17 protein-coding genes and 2 pseudogenes are annotated in these 19,108 nt (G+C 51.1%); 6 read left to right on the forward strand and 13 right to left on the reverse strand.

Going from position 1 to position 19,108, the window contains the following annotated elements; translation table 11 throughout:
• Positions 1-22 precede the first annotated feature (22 nt).
• Positions 23-1,069, reverse strand: a complete 1,047-nt coding sequence (locus tag ACM1PF_RS14790) for a rod shape-determining protein (RefSeq protein WP_416675861.1) — start codon at positions 1,067-1,069, stop codon at positions 23-25.
• Positions 1,070-1,533: 464 nt separating this feature from the next.
• On the opposite strand from ACM1PF_RS14790, the gene ACM1PF_RS14795 reads away from it, so the two are divergent.
• The gene (locus ACM1PF_RS14795; RefSeq protein WP_416675864.1) at positions 1,534-1,899 is read left to right on the forward strand and encodes a single-stranded DNA-binding protein; all 366 of its coding nucleotides are present in this window, start codon (positions 1,534-1,536) and stop codon (positions 1,897-1,899) included.
• Between the two features lie 52 nt (positions 1,900-1,951).
• Here ACM1PF_RS14795 and ACM1PF_RS14800 read toward each other — a convergent pair whose 3' ends face one another.
• The 5 genes from ACM1PF_RS14800 to ACM1PF_RS14820 all read right to left on the reverse strand — a co-directional run bounded on the left by ACM1PF_RS14800 (position 1,952) and on the right by ACM1PF_RS14820 (position 6,059).
• The gene (locus tag ACM1PF_RS14800; protein ID WP_416670324.1) at positions 1,952-2,851 is read right to left on the reverse strand and encodes an IS982 family transposase; all 900 of its coding nucleotides are present in this window, start codon (positions 2,849-2,851) and stop codon (positions 1,952-1,954) included.
• A gap of 78 nt (positions 2,852-2,929) precedes the next feature.
• The gene (locus ACM1PF_RS14805; RefSeq protein ID WP_416675867.1) at positions 2,930-3,403 is read right to left on the reverse strand and encodes an NUDIX hydrolase; all 474 of its coding nucleotides are present in this window, start codon (positions 3,401-3,403) and stop codon (positions 2,930-2,932) included.
• Between the two features lie 72 nt (positions 3,404-3,475).
• On the reverse strand, positions 3,476-3,943 hold the full coding sequence (locus ACM1PF_RS14810; RefSeq protein ID WP_416675870.1) for a DUF3531 family protein: 468 nt from the start codon (positions 3,941-3,943) through the stop codon (positions 3,476-3,478).
• Positions 3,944-4,218: 275 nt separating this feature from the next.
• The gene (locus ACM1PF_RS14815; protein WP_416675873.1) at positions 4,219-5,166 is read right to left on the reverse strand and encodes an amino acid ABC transporter substrate-binding protein; all 948 of its coding nucleotides are present in this window, start codon (positions 5,164-5,166) and stop codon (positions 4,219-4,221) included.
• A gap of 32 nt (positions 5,167-5,198) precedes the next feature.
• Entirely contained in the window at positions 5,199-6,059 is an 861-nt protein-coding gene (locus tag ACM1PF_RS14820; protein WP_416675876.1) for a shikimate dehydrogenase, read from the reverse strand.
• Between the two features lie 320 nt (positions 6,060-6,379).
• Between ACM1PF_RS14820 and gltX the strand changes: the two genes are divergently transcribed.
• Positions 6,380-7,837, forward strand: a complete 1,458-nt coding sequence (gene gltX / locus ACM1PF_RS14825) for a glutamate--tRNA ligase (RefSeq protein WP_416675879.1) — start codon at positions 6,380-6,382, stop codon at positions 7,835-7,837.
• A gap of 40 nt (positions 7,838-7,877) precedes the next feature.
• Entirely contained in the window at positions 7,878-8,393 is a 516-nt protein-coding gene (locus ACM1PF_RS14830; RefSeq protein WP_416675882.1) for a hypothetical protein, read from the forward strand.
• Between the two features lie 134 nt (positions 8,394-8,527).
• Here the strand turns inward: ACM1PF_RS14830 and ACM1PF_RS14835 are convergent, their stop codons facing one another.
• Positions 8,528-8,917, reverse strand: coding sequence for a VOC family protein (locus tag ACM1PF_RS14835; protein ID WP_416675885.1), 390 nt, complete (start codon positions 8,915-8,917; stop codon positions 8,528-8,530).
• A gap of 328 nt (positions 8,918-9,245) precedes the next feature.
• Here ACM1PF_RS14835 and ACM1PF_RS14840 point away from each other — a divergent pair.
• Positions 9,246-9,653, forward strand: a pseudogene (locus ACM1PF_RS14840) (universal stress protein); the annotation flags it as partial.
• Positions 9,654-9,666: 13 nt separating this feature from the next.
• Here ACM1PF_RS14840 and ACM1PF_RS14845 read toward each other — a convergent pair.
• The 3 genes from ACM1PF_RS14845 to ACM1PF_RS14855 form a co-directional block, all read right to left on the reverse strand.
• Positions 9,667-10,545 (reverse strand): glycosyltransferase family 2 protein, encoded by an 879-nt coding sequence (locus ACM1PF_RS14845; protein ID WP_416676652.1) that lies wholly within the window; start codon positions 10,543-10,545, stop codon positions 9,667-9,669.
• A 159-nt stretch (positions 10,546-10,704) separates the two neighbouring features.
• On the reverse strand, positions 10,705-11,199 hold the full coding sequence (locus tag ACM1PF_RS14850) for an HpsJ family protein (protein ID WP_416675888.1): 495 nt from the start codon (positions 11,197-11,199) through the stop codon (positions 10,705-10,707).
• Complete coding sequence (locus ACM1PF_RS14855; RefSeq protein ID WP_416675891.1) at positions 11,169-11,498, reverse strand: HpsJ family protein; 330 nt, start codon at positions 11,496-11,498, stop codon at positions 11,169-11,171. The genes ACM1PF_RS14850 and ACM1PF_RS14855 overlap by 31 nt, the downstream gene beginning before the upstream one ends.
• A gap of 376 nt (positions 11,499-11,874) precedes the next feature.
• Here ACM1PF_RS14855 and ilvB point away from each other — a divergent pair.
• Positions 11,875-13,768 (forward strand): annotated as a pseudogene (ilvB, locus tag ACM1PF_RS14860) (biosynthetic-type acetolactate synthase large subunit).
• Between the two features lie 157 nt (positions 13,769-13,925).
• Here ilvB and ACM1PF_RS14865 read toward each other — a convergent pair.
• From ACM1PF_RS14865 to ACM1PF_RS14875, 3 genes are all read right to left on the reverse strand, one after another.
• A complete protein-coding gene (locus ACM1PF_RS14865; RefSeq protein ID WP_416675894.1) occupies positions 13,926-15,602 on the reverse strand; it encodes an ATP-binding protein in 1,677 nt (558 codons plus the stop codon).
• A 658-nt stretch (positions 15,603-16,260) separates the two neighbouring features.
• On the reverse strand, positions 16,261-16,746 hold the full coding sequence (locus tag ACM1PF_RS14870) for a 2Fe-2S iron-sulfur cluster-binding protein (protein WP_416675897.1): 486 nt from the start codon (positions 16,744-16,746) through the stop codon (positions 16,261-16,263).
• Between the two features lie 25 nt (positions 16,747-16,771).
• Positions 16,772-17,647 (reverse strand): hypothetical protein, encoded by an 876-nt coding sequence (locus ACM1PF_RS14875; protein WP_416675899.1) that lies wholly within the window; start codon positions 17,645-17,647, stop codon positions 16,772-16,774.
• Between the two features lie 441 nt (positions 17,648-18,088).
• Between ACM1PF_RS14875 and ACM1PF_RS14880 the strand changes: the two genes are divergently transcribed.
• Positions 18,089-19,102 (forward strand): LysR family transcriptional regulator, encoded by a 1,014-nt coding sequence (locus ACM1PF_RS14880; RefSeq protein WP_416675902.1) that lies wholly within the window; start codon positions 18,089-18,091, stop codon positions 19,100-19,102.
• Positions 19,103-19,108: the final 6 nt, after the last annotated feature.

A 19,108-nucleotide genomic window follows, 5' to 3' on the forward strand; every position in this document is an offset into this window, starting at 1 on the left:
TCCAGAAATTGACCAGGAGTTCCTAGAAATTCCGCGATCGGCCACTGAAGACCCGCTCTAGCTGCTTAAAGTTCTCTAAAACTCGCCCTGTTCCCAGAACTACACAACTCAGAGGGTCTGCTGCAACGTGAACCACAATTCCAGTTTCATGGCTAATCAACGTATCCAGACCGCGCAGTAATGCTCCACCCCCCGCCAGCATAATGCCGCGATCGATAATATCTGCTGCCAGTTCAGGAGGTGTACGTTCTAGAGTCCGCTTCACCGCTTCAATGATCACGGAGAGAGGTTCAGACATTGCCTCCCGGATTTCCGGAACCTTGACCGTTACCGTTCGGGGTAGACCCGAGAGCAAATGCAACCCTCGGACATCCATCAGAATGTCGTCATCATCGTCCATGGGGTAGGCAGAACCGACCGTGATCTTAATCTCTTCAGCCGTGCGTTCCCCAATCACCAGGTTGTGAACCTTCTTCATGTACTGCATGATGGCTTCACTTAGCTCATCACCCGCCACTCGGACTGATTCACTCAAAACCGTACCCTGCAAACTCAGGACAGCAACTTCAGTCGTACCGCCCCCAATGTCAATGATCATATTTCCGGTGGGTTCTGCTACGGGTAATCCTGCCCCGATCGCCGCCGCCACGGGTTCATCGATCAGATAAACATCCCGCGCCCCGGCCTGAGAGGCAGCTTCCATAACAGCCCGCCGCTCTACCCCCGTCACACCACTGGGAATCCCAATGACAATCCGAGGTGCAATCAGTCCGGTTCGCCCTTCATGAACACGGCGGATGAAGTGCTTCAGCATCAATTCAGCCGTGTCAAAGTCAGCAATAACCCCATCGCGCAATGGACGTAACGCAACGACGTTTCCGGGTGTCCGTCCCAGCATTTTCTTGGCATCCTCTCCCACAGCCAGGGGCAACTTGTCCTCCTGGTCTATGGCAACAACGGAAGGCTCCTGTAGCACAATACCTTTACCGGAAACATAGACAAGGGTATTGGCAGTACCGAGGTCGATACCCATGTCGCGTGAAAAGGAGAAGCGATTGAAGAATCCCACTAACTTCCTAAGCTCCCAAAACTAGATGCCTTGGCTAAAAACTAAGTCAACATCAAAATTACAAGCAGGATTTTATTACGTTTTCTACCGATAGTCTAGTCAGTTAAAAAAATTACCAACTGCCTTCACCGTAAAAAAATATGCTGACTGATTTTACTGAGTGACTTTGTATGCTTTGCCAAAAACAAGATTGCCATTGATGAAATAAATAGTCAAACAGGGAAACTTATACGAGCGATACCAACCAAATTGGACTGTTAATGCCTTGCATTCTATATCCAAATTCATAAAGTTGTGCAGCGTATTAGTAAAAAATTGTGCAAAAAATTGTACGCCAGAGTCTCAAGATTTGATTAGAATAGGGAATACCCGTATCAGTACCAATGTACTAACCTCATGCGCCCAATTCATGAGGTTGAACGTTGGAATGTGGAATGCTGCTAGATATTTGATTTAGGAGGAGTATGAGCCTTAATGTTGTAACCCTGGTGGGTCGAGCCGGTCGGGATCCGGATGTGCGCTACTTTGAGTCAGGTAGCGTGGTCTGTAATGTCACCCTGGCGGTCGATCGCAATCGCAAAAATAGTGATGAACCGGACTGGTTCAATTTAGAAATTTGGGGAAAAACCGCTGAGATTGCCGCCAACTATGTCCGTAAGGGTAGCTTGATTGGTGTAACAGGAGCCTTAAAGCTCGATCGCTGGCAAGATCGCAGTACCGGAGCCGATCGCACCAAGCCTGTGATTCGTGTTGATCAGCTACGACTGTTGGGATCTAAGCGAGACAATGAGGCGGATATGGGTGGATATGGAAGTGGTGATGAATTTTAGATAAAGATTTCAAGGACTCAAATCACGCCTAATGTGAATTAGACAGAGCAGTTTAAGACTGTTGGAAGGTTAACACATGGATGCCAAACTGCTGTTTGAGCAATAACCGCAGGGTATGGCTTGCCAGTTTAGCTGCAATGTGGACACAAAAGCCCTCTACGGTCTTGTTGAGCAAGCGTTCGGGGTTACGTCCAGTGTTTTGAATTTCATGAAACACCCCTTCAATGCGCTGACGCACTTTGGAGATGAAGCGATTGAGGGATGGGGGATGCTGCTGTTTCTGATTTTTGCGCAAGACAGTCCAAATCTGATTGCCGGTGCGCTGCTGCACTTGGAGTTGCCAGTCCTGGTCGATAAACCCCTTGTCACCGTAGATGGTGCACCCTCGGGCGACCGCTAAGAGCGACTCAATGGCAACCCGCTCATCGGTGTTGGCTGGGACTAAATCATAGGCAATCGGAATCCCGTTCCAGGTACTGAGTAAGGCGAGTTTGTAGCCGAAGTAATACATCTGGCGCGACGCACAATAGCCAGGGGTTGCATTGCCAGAAAAATCACTGCGTGTCTTGTCCCGCTTGAGTCCCAGTACGGGAATCGGTTTGGTGTCCACCAGCAGATGCGTTTGCTGGGTCGCTCCTAATGCCACGACCCAACTGCGTCGCAGTGATTCCAGCATCCCATCTAATTGGCGTAAGCGCCGATTGAATTGACTCTGATCCAACAACTGTGGAAACCAGCAGAGATAGTTGGCACGCATAAAGCCGAGAAACTGGGTTTCACCCGGAAAGGGCAGATAGTCCATCAGCAGTGCTAAGGTCAGCATTTCGCTATCACTCAATTGCGCTTGTACTCCTGGTCGGGGGCAGTCTAACGGTGCAATCTGCTGGCGATACCAATCGTCTACCAGAACAAAAATGGTGGTCATCAGGCTGGGAAAGTCTATGCTAGTCATGGGAGAGGTGAGCTTCAAAGGTGGTACTTCGATTCTCAACCTCTCCCACCTTTTTGTCCAATTCACATTAGACGTAAATCAGAAAAACTCTAAACACCTTTCTGGTACAAGGCGTAACATACCAGACTGGAACCGCTCGCCCTCTATCCATCGCGCTTCAAACGGCTCTGTACCTTCATAACCCATCAGCGATTCCTGCTCATAAAGGTGGGGATCGCTCAGATCGCAGCGATAAAGCTGGACAAGCTCATGACCAGGCTGTCCCTGGTAAGTAAACAAATTCTCCAGGCAGCCCAAATACTGAATGTTAGTTAGCTCCGCCTGAAGTTCCTCCCGAAACTCTCGCTGGAGGGCTTCGAGGCTAGTTTCACCAAACTCAACCCCACCCCCCAGCATTCGATAAAACGCCTGCTGCTCTAAGGAGTCATACCCTTCGGATACCAGTAAGCAATCCTCTCGTTGAATTAAACCTAAGGTGATCACACGAATTCGTAGCGGGTTGGATGAAGAAACGGCTTGGAGAGCATCCAGCGGATTGGGCAGAGTGGTCATTTGATCAAGAACCTCGACGATAGATGATACGAGGGTAGGCGATGCCCCCCTGCTTTGATTGGGCACAATGATTTAGTTGTAGTCACTACCTGAATTCCCGTCCAGAGCAGCCGATCGCTTGCCCCCCGGAATCTTCCAATCTGAATTTTCACCCCCAACGATCAGCCGTTCGATCGTGACGTAATCTTTACTCAGTTGATCGAACGCATTAATCAAAACATCCAACGCCAGAGCATCACTGGTGCCCAGATCAAACCAGCAGCGACCCCAGTTACCCTGATATTCGGGTTCGCTCATATTGTGCATCAGGGCCATGAAGCTACTTTCGGCAGAGTCCTGGTCGTAATCCATGTAGCTAATCTCCAATCCGGTGTCCTGCACCTGTAAGTTTTCAGCATTAAAGCCGCCTAATTTGCCCAATAAAAACCAGGAGTTAAACACCTCCTCGACATACTGCTGTTCCATCGCAGAGGGATTCGTGCTGAATTCTAGCCAAATCCAGAGATCGAAAAAATCACATTCGCGGAATTCTACTTTCATGGGCGGGGATGTAGGGGATAGGAAAGTGGGAGTCGGGCATCGGAAGGGGGAGAAGAATCAAGAAAGAGGGTTTGTCTCTTGTGGGGTGGGCATCTTGCCCGCCCAGTCAACTTAGCATCTCACTCGTTCAAATAACTAAAATCAGTCAACAACTAAAACCAGTCAACGACTAAATAAAACCAGTCAACGACCAAAATCAGCCAACAGAAAACTGAAAATTGCAGAGTTTGACCGCTTTTGGTTTTCACCTTTGACCTTTTACGCGGACGACCTTATTACTCGGCTGCATCCGGTTCCTCTTGAATGGGGTCTGGTTGCTGGTTATTTAGCCGTTCCTGGTAGGACTCTACCGTTTCTTGAAAAAAGCTCTGTAAAAAGTCTCGATCAGATGGTACTACGCCATCGTCTCCAAACCAGCGATCGAAGATGGCGACTTCCGGGGGATTGTTATTTAGAAAACCCGACATGAAGCTCACGAGACTGCGATCGACGATTTCCCTGAAGTCCAGATTATCTTGCTGCAAAATGCAGCTATAAACTTCTGGCGCAATGGGGGTTTGGGGAATCAGGGCATAGGTATCCGCATCATCCAGGGATTGGCGCATTCCTTCCAACAGGATGCCATCACTTGCCAGTGCATCAATACGTCCTGCATCCATTTCTAAAACTCCGGTGGCGCGATCGGGAATCCTGACGAATTCTGCCACTCGGAGATAGCCCTGTGCTGCACTGGCATTGGTGGAACTGGGAATAATGCCAACTCTAAATTCGCCGGAATTGAGCTGGACATCGCGGCGGACTAAAAACTGGGTTCCGGTTTTAAAGAAGCCAATGGAAAAATCAACAAACCGCGATCGATTGAAGGTAAAGCTGGCAGACTCACACACCAGATCCACTTCACCCTGGGCAACGCTGGAGAGACGATCTCTGGGGGTAACTTCAACGAGTTCTAGCTGAACGGGTCTGGATAGCTCTTGTTCTAGCTGCATCCGAATCCGTTCCAGGAGATCGATCGAGAATCCGACCCACTCTCCCTCCGCATTGACATAGGCAAACGGTAGGGCATCGGTGCGGGTTCCAGCTCGCAAAATGCCAGTCTGCTGAATCTGTTCCAGGGTCGTTCCAGCCCAACTGGGAGACGAGATCCCGCTAATTGCCAGCAGAGTGCTAAGGACTGCCACTGCGATCGGGTAACGCTTTTTGTGGGGTCTAGTTCGCATCATTCGCCCTCGGAGAAGGTTGCCTTTGGTTAAGCCTATTGCCATAAGTAGTCCAAGAGAGACTGCTGCATGACATCTATCGGAACTGCCTGTTGGAGCCATTGTTTCAGCCCTACGGCTCCCTGTTGTACCAGCATTTCCAGTCCGTCAATTGGGGTTGCTCCCTGCGCTGCGGCTTGCTGCAAAAACAGAGTGGGACGAGGTGTATAGATCAGATCATAGGCGATCGTCTTGGGGGTAATGTGCTGGAGATCCTCTGGGGTCAGGGGGGAGGCATTGGTGTGACCACTCATGCCGATCGGAGTCGTATTGACCAGGAGGGTAGCATCGGGCAGGAGGCGAGGCAACTCTTCCCAGAGATGGGTGGATAAATTGACGGAGATAGGAGAATTTTCCCAACTGCGAGCAAAATCCTGGAGCTTTTCAGCATTACGCCCGACTACTTGCACCTGGGCACAGCCTAATTGCGCACATCCTGCCACAACCGCCCTGGCTGCCCCACCATTTCCCAGGACGATCGCCTTCACCTGGCTCCAATCCTGAGCTTGAGAACGCAGGGGAGCGATAAATCCCTCTACATCTGTATTTGTGCCTGCCCATCCCGACTCCGTCCACCAAACCGTGTTGACAGCTCCCACCGCCTGCGCCAGATCCGAGGTATGAGCCAGTAAGGGCATGATGGACTGCTTATGGGGGATCGTGACATTGAATCCCTGCACACCGATCGCCCTCAAGCCTGCCACTGCTGCGGTCAAATCTTCAGGCGACACTGCAAAGGGGACATAGGCATAATCGACTCCCAACGCTTCGATCGCTGCATTTTGCATGACGGGAGAAAGGGAATGGGCAACGGGATAGCCAATAATGCCAAGGAGATGGGTTTTGCCAGTAATCATTGGGAGAAAAGCGAAACAACGAGGTTCAGATCTTGTGAAAAACAATCCGTAGCGCAGGATCTTGCCTGCCTTAGGCGATTATGGCGATTATTACAATCAAATGCCATCAAAGCTGAGATCATCAAAGTGAAATCCAGTAACTCAAATCCAGTCCTGTCCGACCATCAGATCATCAGAAGCTGCGACCCTTCCCATCACCCGCTAGAATTTTAAGATGTGATTCCCAACAACAGAAATTTTTCCTGTTCGATCGGTTCTTTTACAGTTTGTCATCCTTTTCACACCCTCTCGATTACCTTCATTAACTAACTGCACTCAATATGTCTGTTCGCGTTCGCATTGCTCCCAGTCCTACCGGAAACCTGCACATTGGTACAGCCCGCACGGCTGTATTCAACTGGCTATTTGCCCGTCACCAGAACGGTCAATTCATCTTGCGAATCGAAGACACTGACCTGGAACGATCGCGCCCTGAGTATACGCAGAACATCCTGGATGGCTTGTCCTGGCTGGGATTAACCTGGGATGAAGGGCCATTCTTCCAGTCGAAGCGGATGGAGTTGTATCAGCAAAAAGTGCAAGAATTGCTGGATCAGGGGTTGGCCTACCGCGCCTATGACACCCCCGAAGAACTGGAAGCCATGCGGGAAGCCCAAAAGGCAAAGAACCAGGCTCCTCGCTACGATAACCGCCATCGCAACCTGACTCCAGAACAGGAAGCTGCCTTTGTGGCAGAGGGACGACAGGCAGTGATCCGATTCAAAATTGACGACGATCGAGAAATTACCTGGACAGATCTGGTGCGGGGACAAGTCACCTGGAAGGGGCGTGACCTGGGGGGAGATATGGTAATTGCCCGGGCTGCCGATGCTGGAGAAATGGGTCAACCGCTCTACAATTTCGTGGTGGTCGTGGATGATATGGAGATGCAGATCAGCCATGTGATTCGTGGAGAAGACCATATTGGCAATACGCCGAAGCAAATCCTGCTCTACGAGGCATTGGGAGCCACCGTACCCCAGTTTGGCCATACCCCGTTAATCCTGAATCAGGCGGGAGCAAAGTTGTCCAAGCGGGATGGAGTCACTTCCATTTCTGATTTTCAGAAGATGGGGTATACCGCTGAGGCGATCGGCAATTATATGACCCTTCTCGGTTGGTCGCCCCCGGAAGGTATGGCGGAAATTTTCACCCTGGAGGCAGCCGCGCAACAGTTTGGTTTTGAGCGAGTCAACAAGGCAGGGGCAAAGTTCGACTGGGATAAGCTGAACTGGATCAACAGCCAGTATCTCCATGAAATGCCGATCGATCGCCTGACGGATTTGCTAATTCCCTACTGGCAGGCGGCGGGCTATGAATTCGACGCGACGGGCGATCGAGCCTGGTTAGAACAACTGACTGGATTAATTGCTCCCAGTCTGGTGCGGCTGGAGGATGCGGTGGAGATGACCCGGTATTTGTTTGTCTCTGATCTGGAGTTGACTGAAGCGGCAGTCCATCATCTGCATCAGACTGGCGTGGCTGAAGCGTTGCAAGCCATTATTGCTGCCACCGAGGCGATCGACTCCACCCTGACGGACGCAGAGGCTAAGGCCGTGATTCAGCAGGGGGTGAAGTCTGCCAATGTTAAAAAAGGATTGGTGATGAAGTCGCTCCGGGCTGCATTCACCGGGGATCTTCAGGGTCCCGACCTGGTGGAATCCTGGCTTTTACTCAATCAGCATCAGCTTGATCTTCCCCGACTGAAGCAAGCTCTGACGATCGCCACTACTCCCTAACTTCCTAACTCTCCACCTCCCCATCCACCCACTCTGCTCCATGCCCACCCCACGGTTCACCTCCACCCCCTCCTCCACTGTCCTATTCCTCGCGCTGGGACTACTGGGGGGATTGGGAACAGAGTCGATCGCTCAGGCTCAAACATTCCCCTCTGGACGCACTACTATCTTTGAGAATGTCACCCTCAGCCCCAACTTCACGCCAGATCCAACGACGGTGCGAGGCATTAGCGGTGGGGCCCTCACTGCCAGCGAGTTAGCCGGACGAGAAACCACTTCGACCGGAGATTGTGTGGGATATGTAGATCAGCAGCCTGATCACACAATCATCCTGACGGAGTTTTTTGACTATCTCCGCCTGGAGGTGCAAAGTCCCGAAAATACAACCCTGGTGGTTCGTGGGCCAGGAGGGGTGTGGTGCAATGATATTTATAACGGACAAAATCCAGGGATGGCGGGTCAGTGGTTCTCAGGAACCTATCAGGTTTGGGTTGGCTCCAGTGCGCCCAACACCTATCATCCCTACGTGATTCGGATTTCCCAATCGCGTCCCTGAGAGCTGTCTGGTGACAAACTGTTAAGGAATGCGAATTTAATAATCTGAAATTCTTGTGGGGTGGGCATCTTGCCCGCCCAGTCAACAAAGAAAAACATTACAGATTACTTAATCCATGATCCTGATAGCTTGATCTACAGGTTCAAATTATTAGCAATCTCAATCAGGTTGCCGTCGGGATCACGGATGTAAATAGACACAAGCTGACCGATCGCCCCAGTGCGGTGAATCGGGCCGTCAATTTGGGTGACTCCACTCTGACGCAAAGCATCCATGACCGCGTCGATCGGCTGTTGGGTAATGAAACACAGATCGGCAGAACCGGGAAACGGATGTTTGGCGCATGGCTCAAAGGATCTGCCATACTCATGCAAATTAATTTTCTGTTGGTCAAACCGTAATGCTTTCCTGCCCTCGTCAAAGGTGATCACATCCATCCCTAGAATGTGAGAATAAAAGTCGATCGATGCCGGAATGCTTCTAACGGTCAAAACAAGATGATCTAGCGACTCTAGTTTGATCATAGGATTTTTTTAACACAGGATTTTTTGATCATGATACGTTTTCTCGTTCCATCATCTCTCTGAGCTGGGAGCATCCCATTGATGTAAAGTGAGCGATTGCCGTAGCGCAGGCAGCGTTTCGACTGAGCGCTCAAGCCGAAGTCTTGTCTGCCAGTGAGATCGGCGTAACGTAAACACAAAATTTACACCCTCTGAGCTTCCCATTCGGCTTCCCATTCGGCCAAATATCAAGCCTTATTGCAAAAAGCAATTGCTACTCCCTAAGTGCGGTAGGTTTGGAGTAGAAGCCATCCACTTATTTTTTGTTCTGTGGCTAAGGGAGGTCACGATGGGGTTTAGAAAGATACTCGCTGCGATCGATCATTCTCCCCTATGCGAAACCGTATTTGAACAAGCTCTGGAACTGGCCAAAGCCAATCGGGCGAATCTGATGCTGTATCACTGTCTAACCGCAGATACTGTGCTGATTTCTCCTCCCTTTTCGGGCGAATTTGGCCTGCCGCCTCACTACATCAATCAATCCTATCAGTCTGAAATGGTGCGCCTGGAACAGCAGATGCAGCATACTAAATCCCTCCTGGCTCACTACTGCCAGCTGGCGACTGAACAGGGAATCTCGACCACATGGAACTACCAGACGATCGATCCAGGGCAGGGACTTTGTCAGATGGCCCAGCGATGGGGTGCTGATTTAGTGGTATTGGGACGTAGAGGCCGCACAGGATTGTCGGAGGCTCTGTTGGGTAGCGTTAGTAACTATGTGTTGCACCATGCTCCTTGTGCAGTGCTGGTGATTCAGTCGGAAACTGCTGAAGCTCCCACGCCTTCAACAGAATCAGATACTCATAAAACGCCTGCAACACGCACCAAGTAAATCCAGCCCGGCCGTCCAACCATCCGCCTAAAAAGAAATACATATAGATAAACCGCACGAACGGACGAAACGGTATTCGTAACGATAAGTCCTTGAGGGCACGACGGCGATCGACTTCTGTAGCTCCAAAGAATAAGTTGCGCCAGTTCACGGTGCCTGATTGCAATTGATGCAGGGTTTCGAGTGCCTCATCCGTGGAATAGCGATTGTGTTTTTCAATCCAGCGGCTCAAACCCTTGCTGCATGTGTAGTGGGGATAGGTTTCCTTCAAGAAGCCCGTTTTACCCTCGCATTCTTCCCGTTCTGTATGGCCATAGTCGCTAAACCAGACCCGCCCATGCTTCAGCAAGCGTAACTGATAGCGGGGATACTGGGTGCTGCGGCGAATCCATTGCCCCATAAACATCACCCGTTCCGCCACATAGTAGCCTACACAGTCTCCCGACTCGATCGCCTGAAGACACTCCCGGAATAGAGCCGGAGTCATCCGCTCATCTGCCTCCAGAATGTAAACCCACTCGTGCTTTGGTGGAATGTTTTCCAGCATCCAGGTGCGCTGTCTGCCATGACTTTCAAAGCGATGCTGCACCACCCGCACAGGAAACTGATTTGCTCGATACTGTTCGGCAATCTCAATGGTGCGATCGGTGCTCAGGGAATCCACCACCACCACATCATCCGACAGCAGGGCAGACTCAATGCAAGCAGCGATATCAATTTCTTCGTTGTGGGTGAGGATGTAGATGGAGAGCATGGGGAGTGGGGAGTCGGGTGTCGGGTGTCGGGTGTGGGACGAGTCGGGTGTCGGGTGTCGGGTGTCGGGTGTGGGACGAGTCGGGTGGGCAGTGCTCACTGGCAAAACCTCCCACCGTTCCAGCCATTTCTACAATTGCTGGTTCTACAATTGCCGGTTCTACAATTGCCGCAGGTTCTTTAACCCGATCCAGCCGATCAAAATAAAGCCGATCGACAGGAGGAGACTGCCCATGCCAACTCGTAAACCCGATCGCAGGGCGTTGTATCTCAGTTGTTGCTGGGCGGCTTCTCTACGAATCCCAATCTGGGTTTGCACCTCTTCCGCCTGTTGATTGAGCTGGCCGCGTCCCTGCTGCAAATAGGGTTCAATCTGGTCAGGATTTTCCCTGAACTGGGCGATCAGATCTGCCTGCTGTTGGGATAAGCGGCCCTGCTGCACGAGTTGATTAACCTGCTCGCTAGGCGCGCTTAACAGTAAATTAATCTGCTGCCGCTGAGTTTCAATTTCGGATTCAATTTGCTCACCAATTTGACCTTCTGCACTGGCTGCTTCCTGAACAATTCCCTGAGCCGATTCCTGATAAGCGACTCGGACATTATTCAGGTGCAGGGGGAACAGAATCAGGAACAAGGCACCCAGAATCGAGGACAATACCAGTGCCCAAAAGCGGGGATCGCGGCCCTGGCTGGACGTTCGATTACTGCCTCCGCTGCCCGATTGTCAATCCAGAATCCGGTGAGAAACAGCACAATCCCAAGCAGTGGCACAATGCCGCGATCGACAAACTGCGTCACGAAATCAATCTGCCAATCCCGTTCCGCCAGTTGAAAGGGAATGGACAGGATCACAATATCCAGCAGGGTTGATAGCGTGATCACAATCCCCACCACCTTCAGGGTGAGGGCGACTAAGGGCGTAATGGGGCGACTAGCGGCGTTTTTAGCTTGCATGATAAAATTCTTTGACTACAAAAATTAAGATCGATCGGTGGGTGGAGGCAGGTCGTGATGATTTTTGTTGATTTTAGATGCCAAAAGGATGGATTGGGATTCTAGATGTAGGTTTCCCGACAACCTACTCAGATTAAACAATCACCTTTTAATTTCCCCTGTCACCATCTCCTAACAGCGTCATGAAATCCTAACATCTGAAGCAATCCATCTGAAATTCGCGCAAACTAGACGAAACCATGGCAGTTCTATCGTGAATCTGCGATCGTTTCCGCCGAATATCTTCCTCTGAATGCCTCGACAGGAATCCACATTCAGAACTAGACTGGAGTATTAATTATTTGTGCATCAGCGGATACAAAACTCAAAGAACTCTATGCGTAAAGTCCTCCCTGTGCCCTCCCAAACGGTTACTGCCAAACAAAGTCCATCCTCCATCCCAGCCCAACCTGTCGCGGCTACCAAAGCGACGGGCGCGTTCGCCCTGATTGATAGCCTCAGGCGGCATGGCGTTGAACACATTTTTGGTTATCCCGGTGGGGCAATTCTGCCGATTTACGATGAGCTTTACCGCGCAGAAGAAGCGGGATTCATAACGCATATTCTGGTTCGGCATGAACAGGGAGCGGCCCATGCTGCCGATGGGTATGCTCGCGCGACCGGACGGGTGGGCGTATGCTTTGGAACCTCCGCCCTGGGGCAACCAATCTGGTCACGGGTATCGCTACAGCCCAGATGGATTCAATCCCAATGGTGGTGATTACAGGGCAGGTCAACCGCGCGGCGATCGGCAGTGATGCGTTCCAGGAAACGGACATTTACGGGCTGACGCTTCCGATCGTCAAGCATTCCTACGTGGTACGCGATCCGGCTGATATGGCGCAAATTGTGGCGGAAGCGTTTCACATCGCCAGTACGGGTCGTCCAGGGCCAGTGTTGATTGATGTACCCAAGGATGTCGGATTGGAAACGTTCGACTACGTGCCAGTTGAACCGGGCTCCGTCAGGCTGCCTGGATACAAGCCTACAGTGAAGGGCAATCCGCGTCAGGTGATTCAAGCTTTGAGGCTGATTCGCCAGGCCAAACGACCGTTGTTGTACGCCGGGGGGGGAGCCATTACCTCTGGAGCGCATCCTGAACTGAAGGAATTGGCTGAACGCTATGGTATTCCAGTCACAACGACCCTGATGGGCATTGGGGCTTTCGATGAACATCATCCGCTGTCCGTGGGCATGTTGGGGATGCATGGGACTGCCTACGCCAACTTTGCAGTGACGGAGTGCGATCTGCTGATTGCGGTGGGGGCCCGGTTTGATGACCGTGTCACCGGCAAGCTAGATGAGTTCGCCAGCCGTGCTAAGGTGATCCACATTGATATTGATCCGGCGGAAGTGGGTAAGAATCGCTCACCCGAAGTGCCGATCGTGGGAGATGTGCGGCAGGTGTTGTTCGATTTGCTCCAGCGGGATGCAGAAGACAGACCTTTAACTCAACCGGATCAGACCAGAGAATGGCTCCAGCGGATCGATCGCTGGAAGCACGACTATCCTCTCGTGGTTCCCACCTATCCCGACTGCATTTCTCCGCAGCAGGTGATTGCGGAACTCAACCGTCAGGCTCCCCACGCCTACTACACCACCGATGTAGGACAGCACCAAATGTGGGCGGCTCAGTTCCTCAAGAACGGCCCCGTCGGTGGATCTCCAGTGCGGGTCTGGGCACGATGGGGTATGGAATGCCCGCAGCGATGGGGGCAAAGGTGGCTCTACCCGATGAAGAGGTGATTTGCATCAGCGGTGATGCCAGCTTCCAGATGAACCTTCAGGAATTGGGGACGCTTGCCCAATACGGCATTAACGCCAAAACGGTCATCATCAACAACGGTTGGCAGGGTATGGTGCGCCAATGGCAGCAAGCCTTCTATGGTGAGCGGTACTCCAACTCCAATATGCAGCCTGGAATGCCAGATTTTGTCAAACTTGCTGAAGCGTTTGGCGTGCGGGGTATGGCGATTCGTCACCCCAATGAACTGGAGGCAGCCATTGCTGAAATGCTGGCGCACAATGGCCCAGTGTTGCTGGATGTTCAGGTGAAGCGCGATGAAAACTGTTATCCCATGGTGGCTCCAGGTAAGAGCAATGCCCAAATGGTAGGATTGCCCACTCCTCCAGAAGTTGCCAAATCTGCCGGGCCAGTGACCTGCGCCAGTTGTGGAGCTGAAAATGCTCCCAATAACAAATTCTGTCCAGAGTGCGGCACCAAGCTGTAGGACGGCAGTTGTTCCAGGGAGGGGTAATTCAATTATCCCGATCCCATCAGGGCAGACTGTGAAGGTTTGCCCTTTTTTGCGATCGAGCTTGAATCACTCGGAAACGTGAATGAATTGAGCGGTGGGCAGTGCCCACCCTGTCTCTTCTCAGTTCTTCTCAGTTCTTCATCGATCGTTGGCGGCTCACCGTTTCCCCTACCTTGAGGGAATCTGCTTCAGTTTCCCGGTAGATCGGTAACTGGACGCAAAAAACTGAACCTTCCCCAGGCTTACTTTTCACACTGATGGAACCCTGGCAGCGACGCACTAATTCCTGCACGATCGACAGCCCCAGTCCAACACCGCTGGATTCATCTCCCGTGCTACGGGCCCGGTAGAAGCGATCGAAAATTCTGGGAATATCTGCCTGGGCGATGCCAATGCCGGTATCTCGGAATTCCAGTTGGATCGATTGCGCTTGCTGCCTGGCTTTCACCCAAACTTGCCCACCCGTTTGTGTAAATTTAATACTGTTGTGCAGCAGGTGGATGACCATTTGCTTCAGCCATTGATTGATACAGGAAACAGGCGGCAAGTCTTCCGGCACTGTGTATCCCAACATCAAGCCCTTCTCTTGGGCGAGGGGCTGATAGGTGCTGACTACGCCCGGCACAAGATCAATCAGCCGCAATGCCTCCATTGGGGTTTGTTCATCGGAGCTTTCTAGCTGAATTAAATCCAACACGCTCGTGATCAGCAAACTCTGGCGATCGCACTCGCGGCTAATCATATCCATGTATCGCTGTTTTTGGGGCGGCTTCAACTGGGGGGAATTCAGCAAAGACAGGGCCGTTTTCATGTTGGTGAGCGGCGTTCGTAATTCCTGCCCCATCGTTTTGACAAACTCATCCTTCAGCCGTAACCCCGATAGCAATTCTTCATTCTCCAGGCGTAACGCATTTGCCTGTTCTGCCTGACGACGGTACACTGCGCCGCTGCGCCAAATTTCCTCCTGCCGCTGCACTTGCTTGGTAAGAAACTGACCGACCAAAAGCGGATTCAATGACGTAGCAATCCCGTTCTGGTTCAATCCTTCCCAGTCCACCAGCAGGTCTTGCACCGCAGTATCCGATCGAGTTTCGCTATGACCCGCCTTAATTGCCTGGTTTACGCCATCCAACACTCGCTGTAGCGTTGAGGCATCGAAGGAACAAAGCCCCAATAGGGGATGTTTTTGCTCCAATCCTTCTTCCATTGGATGGGATGACTGAGCTGCATCCTGAGCATTTGTCTCTGGCTTGGCCCGAACGGAGCGAGGCCGATGGGCCAGGAGCAGTCCATAAAAATCAGGGGTTGCCACCATAAGGAAGTACTCCCGCCTTAGCTGGCTGGTGGCTGCCAGAGGGAATGAATGAATGACTGTCCCAGGGGGTTGTGCCGGTGGATCGATCGCCTCAATTTCTGATTCTTCCTGTAAATTCAACAAACTGATCCGCTCACCCGTTTCCCCTCTGCCGTTTGCAGCAAAGCCATCCGAGGCTTCCAATGGGGTCAACGGAAGATGATTGGTAGACTCGGGAGGTTGAGAGGGGCGATCGGGCTGAGGCTGTAGGGCGTAGATCGTGTAGGGAACCGTTGCCGCTTGATACAGTCGCTCAATTTCAGCTTGCCAAAGTTCACCTTTCGGGAGTTTCAGCCAGAGCGTTGCCGGAATCTGTTGTTCGATCAGTAAATCAACCACAATGCCAATCAAAGACTTAAACGTGGTTGGGCTGATCTGTAACGGTGGTGGGGATGAACCTGAACCCGTTGCCAACTCATATAGGGACACATCTGGTGGGCGTAATGAAGTCATGGATCTAAAAACAAAAGTAAAAACAAGAAGAGAAAAAAGAATGCAACCTGGCAGTCTCCATGTCTGAATGAACCCCTTAACAATGGCTATGAGATTCCATTAATGAGCCAAGTTCAATCAATTCAGCTAAATTCTCGGGCCTATCTCTCGTTTCCATCTCTAAAGATGCCCCAAAATGCTCTGTGATCGATCTATGTCGATCTATGGAGTTCGATCGCCCCACAGGCGCACTAACGGTGCACTAGAAGTCATCAATCTTCGTGATGCGGTACAGGCATTCCAGGTTGGGCATTGATTGCGCGAACAGGCCAGTTATGGACAAGGTGCCTGCGTTGCGGGAATCAACAAGTTTGCCTGGGTTTGGAGATGCTCAGGCTCTAATAATTATTCTCCAATAATTATTCTCTGATCATCAAGCACTAGAAAAAGTCTTCACCGAACAATCTCCACTGAACAATCTCCATCGAACTCCAACAAACAATGAAACTGATCAATTCTATTAATCTCATCGATTGATGGAAGTTAAGAATTAAATTCAGAGATTGGAGGCGTCGATCGCCTCCTCAGGGCAAATCAATTTCCGTAACGCAGGTATCTTGCCTGCCAGTACGGTACCTGTTGTGCAAATGCAAAATGAGCATACACCCCTCAGCCTTCCCTACGTATCGCTGCTGTTTGAGAAGAAAGAGGTAAAGTTAAAGCTCGTTGTATTCTCAATTTGCATCAGCATCGATCGGGTGATCAGTTTGCCTTGTTCCACCAGCACCTGTCCAGTCATGGGGTGCAGCAAATTCTGTTCTGCCCGCCGACCAATTAACGCCTCAATATCTTTGATCGAGTTAATGTACATACCGGGGGGTAGTTCCACCACCACCCCTTCAGCCAAAACCCTGGCTTGACAGGCTAACCGAGAATTGGGTTTGCAGGTGGTGATCACTTCCAGGGTGCGCTGCTCCCGACGGTTAATCGGCGATAGGGCTGCCATCCCTTCTCTAACATAAACGTGACAGGTGGCACACATCCCGCGGCCACCGCATTCCTTCAGGACATCCAAATCTTCAGAAATCAGAACTGAGAGCAGGTTGCCGTTTGTTTCGATCGAAGTTTCCTGGGCAATGGGTTCAAGGCGAACAGTTTTAGCCATTTATAAAACTCTCCAGAAGGTAAAATTAGTCGCAGAGGATGAGGGCTTTTTGCTGGTCATCTAATCCAGCATTCCGCAAAGATTTGGGAAAATCACGAATTACTTTGGTACAGCGATCAATAAAGGCCGCCACCCAGTCCCGTAGCCATTGATGTTGCTCCGTTGTGAGGGGGGTAGACAGGGCGGTTCCGTCTGAGAGGCTGAGTTGGGCCGCGCGATCGATCTGGAACTGCGTTAACCAATCAACCTTGGGGCGGCTAGTTTTCCAGTAGTTTGCGACGACGATCGTGCCGAGATACTGGGTAGCGTATTGACTGAGGTGATTGATGGCCCCCAGGACATCCTTAAGGTTCACAGAGGAACTGGCGGCAGATATTGGGCTAGCCTGATGCGGAAGACTATTGCCGGAAAAAGAGACCTGCTCAGGGGGCGAGGATGCGGGCGGTTGGACGACTCCATGAGCGGGGGAAAGGTTGCTCTGGAATGGACTGCCCGCCTCTTGCTTCCAGTAGTTTTGCCCTGATAGCGTGGTACTGCCCGCCAGAAGCCGAAAGGTGGCGATCGTATTCGTTACATCTTGCTGGAGTTCCGCTTTGAGGTGTTCTATGACTTCAGCATAGGCAGGATGGGAAAGGGTATCGAGCGTTAAGACCAGTAGGATTAAACCGTGGTGCAGCTTGTAAATGTAAACCCGATGACCGCTGAACTGAAATTCAAAAAAATCAAAATCGGCGGGAGTCGTATCGATCACCTGCTGAATGCCCTGGGCCAGAACCTCCTTTTGCTGAAAGTTGAGCGATCGATCGACTCCACAAAAGTAGGGGCGCGATCGGCCATCCATTAAGGCAAGTCCCGTAATGCCAGGCAAGTTGAGAAAATTTTGGACAACCTCCCGCTTCATAGTGCTTTAAATACCTGTATCACAGTGAAGATTTTCCTGCTGCTGCAAACCCAACCGACAAAAATACAAAGATTCAACCCAGAGTATGTCAGCATAAAGATCATGAGGACGATGAAAGACTATGCTGGATGATGGCTAGCGGGAGCAATGCTGAAAGCAACGATGCGATTCCCCCGTTTCTCTCGACCTAGGATCTCCCTATCAATTATGATTCTCCATAGCTCCACTCATCTTACTCTCAGTTTACAAACCGTTCATTTTCAAACCCATCGCACCAAGCATCAGTATGGATAAAAGTGCCCTCACTCGGGCAGTGCCTCTGGTTTGAACTCTAGATGCACTGCTTTGTTAATTTTTCTTGAGGGATTTTTCTGCCATTTTTAGATAGGTTGTCTATCATGTTTGGTTTTCAGGCTCTTTTCCTTTTGTCATGTAGCAGCTATGTCTGATCTCCCGTTTACTTTGGATCAGTTACGCATTCTTAAAGCCATCGCCGCCGAGGGGAGCTTTAAGCGTGCTGCCGACAGTCTTTATGTGTCTCAGCCTGCTGTTAGCCTTCAGGTGCAAAACCTGGAACGGCAGTTAGACGTACCCCTGTTCGATCGGGGGGGTAGACGTGCCCAACTCACCGAAGCCGGACACTTACTGCTGAACTACGGCGATCGCATCCTGAGTTTGTGTCAGGAAACCTGCCGCGCCATCGAAGATTTGCAAAATCTGCAAGGGGGTACGCTCATTGTGGGAGCGAGCCAGACGACGGGTACGTATTTGTTACCCAGAATGCTGGGAGCGTTTCGGCAAAAGTATCCTGAAGTGGCTGTACAGCTTCATGTTCATTCCACTCGTCGCACGGCCTGGAGCGTGGCAAATGGACAGATTGATCTGGCAATCATTGGGGGGGAAGTACCTCCTGAGTTGCAGGATTCTTTAGAAATTATTCCCTATGCTGAGGACGAACTTGCACTGATTCTGCCCGTCTTCCATGCCCTGTCCCGCAATGCTCAGGTCGAAAAAGATGATTTGTACAAGCTTCAGTTTATTGCCCTGGATTCCCAGTCCACCATTCGTAAGGTGATTGACCAGGTCTTGACCCGTTGTGGCATCGAAACACGACGGCTTAAGATTGAAATGGAGCTAAATACGATCGAGGCCATCAAAAATGCTGTCCAGGCGGGGCTAGGAGCCGCATTTGTTTCGATTTCGGCGATTGAAAAAGAGCTTCAGATGGAAGTTTTGCACCGCGCCAAAATTGAAGGGGTGGTGGTAAACCGAACGCTGTCCGTTATCATTAATCCCAATCGATACCGTTCCAAAGCAGCCGATGCTTTCGTCAAGGAGGTTCTGCCTCAGTTTTCCACCTATCAACCCATTCAAGAGAGTAATCCGGCTGTGGTTGATCCCTCTGTTGAATCTCGCTCACTAGAACCTGCGCCATCTCACTCTGGTGGCAATTAGCTGAAC

Source organism: Egbenema bharatensis FJBBOT/2019 (assembly GCF_048077055.1).
GTDB lineage: Bacteria > Cyanobacteriota > Cyanobacteriia > Elainellales > Elainellaceae > Egbenema > Egbenema bharatensis.

Bases quoted from the DNA above. Each gene is read 5' to 3' on its own strand.
- ACM1PF_RS14795 (WP_416675864.1), top strand. From the start codon at position 1,534: ATGAGCCTTAATGTTGTAACCCTGGTGGGTCGAGCCGGTCGGGATCCG.
- ACM1PF_RS14800 (WP_416670324.1), bottom strand. From the start codon at position 2,851: ATGACTAGCATAGACTTTCCCAGCCTGATGACCACCATTTTTGTTCTG.
- ACM1PF_RS14805 (WP_416675867.1), bottom strand. From the start codon at position 3,403: ATGACCACTCTGCCCAATCCGCTGGATGCTCTCCAAGCCGTTTCTTCA.
- ACM1PF_RS14810 (WP_416675870.1), bottom strand. From the start codon at position 3,943: ATGAAAGTAGAATTCCGCGAATGTGATTTTTTCGATCTCTGGATTTGG.
- ACM1PF_RS14815 (WP_416675873.1), bottom strand. From the start codon at position 5,166: ATGATGCGAACTAGACCCCACAAAAAGCGTTACCCGATCGCAGTGGCA.
- ACM1PF_RS14820 (WP_416675876.1), bottom strand. From the start codon at position 6,059: ATGATTACTGGCAAAACCCATCTCCTTGGCATTATTGGCTATCCCGTT.
- gltX (WP_416675879.1), top strand. From the start codon at position 6,380: ATGTCTGTTCGCGTTCGCATTGCTCCCAGTCCTACCGGAAACCTGCAC.
- ACM1PF_RS14830 (WP_416675882.1), top strand. From the start codon at position 7,878: ATGCCCACCCCACGGTTCACCTCCACCCCCTCCTCCACTGTCCTATTC.
- ACM1PF_RS14835 (WP_416675885.1), bottom strand. From the start codon at position 8,917: ATGATCAAACTAGAGTCGCTAGATCATCTTGTTTTGACCGTTAGAAGC.
- ACM1PF_RS14845 (WP_416676652.1), bottom strand. From the start codon at position 10,545: ATGCTCTCCATCTACATCCTCACCCACAACGAAGAAATTGATATCGCT.
- ACM1PF_RS14855 (WP_416675891.1), bottom strand. From the start codon at position 11,498: ATGCAAGCTAAAAACGCCGCTAGTCGCCCCATTACGCCCTTAGTCGCC.
- ACM1PF_RS14865 (WP_416675894.1), bottom strand. From the start codon at position 15,602: ATGACTTCATTACGCCCACCAGATGTGTCCCTATATGAGTTGGCAACG.
- ACM1PF_RS14870 (WP_416675897.1), bottom strand. From the start codon at position 16,746: ATGGCTAAAACTGTTCGCCTTGAACCCATTGCCCAGGAAACTTCGATC.
- ACM1PF_RS14875 (WP_416675899.1), bottom strand. From the start codon at position 17,647: ATGAAGCGGGAGGTTGTCCAAAATTTTCTCAACTTGCCTGGCATTACG.
- ACM1PF_RS14880 (WP_416675902.1), top strand. From the start codon at position 18,089: ATGTCTGATCTCCCGTTTACTTTGGATCAGTTACGCATTCTTAAAGCC.